The organism is Leisingera sp. ANG49 (assembly GCF_059694505.1).
This window is the reverse complement of the sequence record NZ_JCATZN010000029.1, coordinates 1-2674: the sequence shown is the minus strand read 5'-3', so window position 1 is coordinate 2674 and position 2674 is coordinate 1. Positions and strand designations below refer to the sequence as shown.

The following is a 2674-nucleotide window of genomic DNA, read 5'->3' as shown; positions in this document are numbered from 1 at the left end:
GTCTTTCGCCAGAAAGGCTGACGCCCTGCGGGAGGGGCAGGCGACCGGACGTGGTCCGCTGGTGTCGTCAGAGTGCAGAGTATTGCAGGATGTCGTTAGGGTAGTTCTCCTGTCCGATCCTGAAGCGGGTCAGCCCTGCATGCTCAAATCCGTTTCGAAGGTAGAACCTGCGGGCGCGCGTGTTCTCTGAATTGCTGGTGAGCCAGGGCGCATCCCAGCTGTTGCTGCGGCAGAGCTGCAATCCGGCCTGCAGAAGGCGAGCGCCGATGCCACGGCCGTGATGCCGGGGCTGGACATAGGGCGTGGAGATTTCGGTCCTAGACGGCCCGCTTGCCGGGCTGGGCCGCCCATTTGATACCCGGATGTAGCCGTCTATGCCGTCACGGTTCTGCGAAACCAGCAAACGTTCGGCTGTGCTGTCCAATGCCTCAGCAAAATGCGCAGTGGTGTATTGGCTAAGCACATAATCAGCGAAATGCCCGCTGATCCCGTTGCGCAGGTAGGTGCCTAGCCAGACTTCAATCGAAAGGGCGGCGAGGCTGGAGCAGTCCTCTGTTGTGGCGGGGCGGATAACTGTGTGGTCTGAATTTCCGGTCATGAATGCCATTGGGAATAAGAAAAACACGCGCCATAGTCGGGCAGCGGGCGCCGAGGTCAAGAAGATCCCCTCGCCAAAATTGCTTCACTTGTTTATTAATGTGGCAACGCAACGCGGGAGGCGCAGATGAACATTCTCTATATCATGTTCGACCAGCTTCGGTTCGACTATCTGAGCTGCGCCGGCCACCCGCATCTGCAGACACCGCATATTGACGGGCTGGCGGCCAGGGGCGTGCGCTTCACCCGGGCCTATGTGCAGTCGCCGACCTGCGGATCATCGCGGATGTCGAGCTATACGGGGCGCTACCCCTCCAGCCATGGCGTGCAGTTCAACAGCTACCCGCTGCGTGTGGGCGAATGGACGATGGGCGACCATCTGCGCAAGGCCGGGATGGGCTGCCACCTGATCGGCAAGACCCATATGGTTGCGGATGCCGAGGGGATGCAGCGGCTGGGGCTGGCGCCGGACAGCGTGATCGGGGTGCGCCAGTCGGAATGCGGCTTTGACCCCTGGGTGCGCGATGACGGGCTGTGGGCCGAAGGGCCGGACGGGTTCTATGACAGCAAGCGCAGCCCCTATAATGAATACCTGAAGGCGAAGGGCTATCCGGGTGAAAATCCCTGGAACGATTTTGCCAACGCCGGGGTGGAGGGCAATGATATCGCGTCCGGCTGGTTCATGGTCAATGCGGACAAGCCCGCCAATATTGCCGAGGAAGACAGCGAAACGCCCTGGCTGACCACTCAGGTGATGGAATTCATCGAACAAGCTGACGGACCCTGGTGCGCGCATCTGAGCTATATCAAGCCGCATTGGCCCTACATCGTGCCAGCGCCATATCACGATATGTACGGGCCCGAGCATGTGCCGCCGGCGGTGCGTTCGGAGGCAGAGCGCGAAGACGCGCACCCTGTCTTTGATGGGATGATGAACAACCGGATAGGCAAGACCTTCAGCCGCGACGAGGTGCGGGAGAAAGTGATCCCCGCCTATATGGGGCTAATCAAACAGGCCGATGACCAGATGGGCCGGCTGTTTGCCTGGCTGGAAGAAACCGGCCGGATGCAGGACACCATGATTGTGGTGACATCGGACCATGGCGATTACTTGGGCGATCACTGGCTGGGCGAAAAGAACCTGTTCCATGAGCCCTCGATCAAGGTGCCGCTGATCATCTATGACCCGCGCCCGGAGGCCGATGCCACCCGTGGCACCACCTGCGATGAGCTGGTTGAGGCAATTGACCTGCTGCCCACTTTCCTGGAGGCGGCCGGCGGTGCGCCTGCGCCTCATATCCTGGAAGGGCGCTCGCTGATGCCGTTCCTGCGCGGTGAAAACCCTGCGTGGCGGGACTATGCGGTTGCCGAGTTCGACTACTCCACCATGCCGCTGTGTGAGAAGCTGGGTCTGGAACCCAAGGAAGCGCGCCTCTTCATGGTTGCCGACAAGCGCTGGAAGTTCATGCATGCCGAGGGCGGCCTCAGGCCAATGCTGTTTGACATGGAAGCCGACCCGGATGAACTGGTGGATCTGGCCAAGGACGGCACCCATCAGGAGATCATTGATCTGATGTATGACAGGCTGCTGGAGTGGGGCCTCAGGATGTCACAGCGGATCACCCTGTCGGATGCGCAGATCAAGGCACGCCGCGGCAAGTCCGGGCGCAAGGGCATCCTGCTGGGTGTCTATGAAGCGGATGAGGCCGCGCCCGGACTGACGGAGAAATACCGCGGGCCGGTACCGCAATAGCCGGCCTGCTATTCTCCTTTGCAAAATTACTCCGAGGGAGCCCGCAGGGCGGGGGCAGCGCCCCCGACCCGCGTTACCACGCATCGGAGAGGCCAATGAATTGGCTGCAGGCGCATCCAGGGCTGCGCAACGGCAAAGGCGGACGGAGCGGGATCGGGGCGCGATCCTTAAGCGCATCGAGGCCGGGCGGCTGCAGCCCGCTGGCGCGCCGGACGCGGGGAGAGCTGGCGAGGCCGCGGCAGCTGCACCTGTTTTCGTATTGCACCACCGCGCCGCGATAGCGGCGCTACCGAGGGCGCGGGGGCGAAAAAAAAATTTTTGGTC

At 61.7% G+C, this 2674-nt stretch carries 2 protein-coding genes; one reads left to right on the top strand and one right to left on the bottom strand.

The annotated features are described in order from the left end of the window. Nucleotides 1-67: 67 nt before the first annotated feature. Nucleotides 68-607, bottom strand: a complete 540-nt coding sequence (locus tag AC58NV_RS23470; RefSeq protein WP_497229297.1) for a GNAT family N-acetyltransferase — start codon at nucleotides 605-607, stop codon at nucleotides 68-70. A 117-nt stretch (nucleotides 608-724) separates the two neighbouring features. Here AC58NV_RS23470 and AC58NV_RS23465 point away from each other — a divergent pair, with 117 nt between their 5' ends. Beyond that, nucleotides 725-2350, top strand: coding sequence for a sulfatase-like hydrolase/transferase (locus AC58NV_RS23465; RefSeq protein WP_497229296.1), 1626 nt, complete (start codon nucleotides 725-727; stop codon nucleotides 2348-2350). The last annotated feature ends 324 nt before the right edge of the window (nucleotides 2351-2674 follow it).

Bases quoted from the DNA above. Each gene is read 5' to 3' on its own strand.
- AC58NV_RS23470 (WP_497229297.1), bottom strand. From the start codon at position 607: ATGGCATTCATGACCGGAAATTCAGACCACACAGTTATCCGCCCCGCC.
- AC58NV_RS23465 (WP_497229296.1), top strand. From the start codon at position 725: ATGAACATTCTCTATATCATGTTCGACCAGCTTCGGTTCGACTATCTG.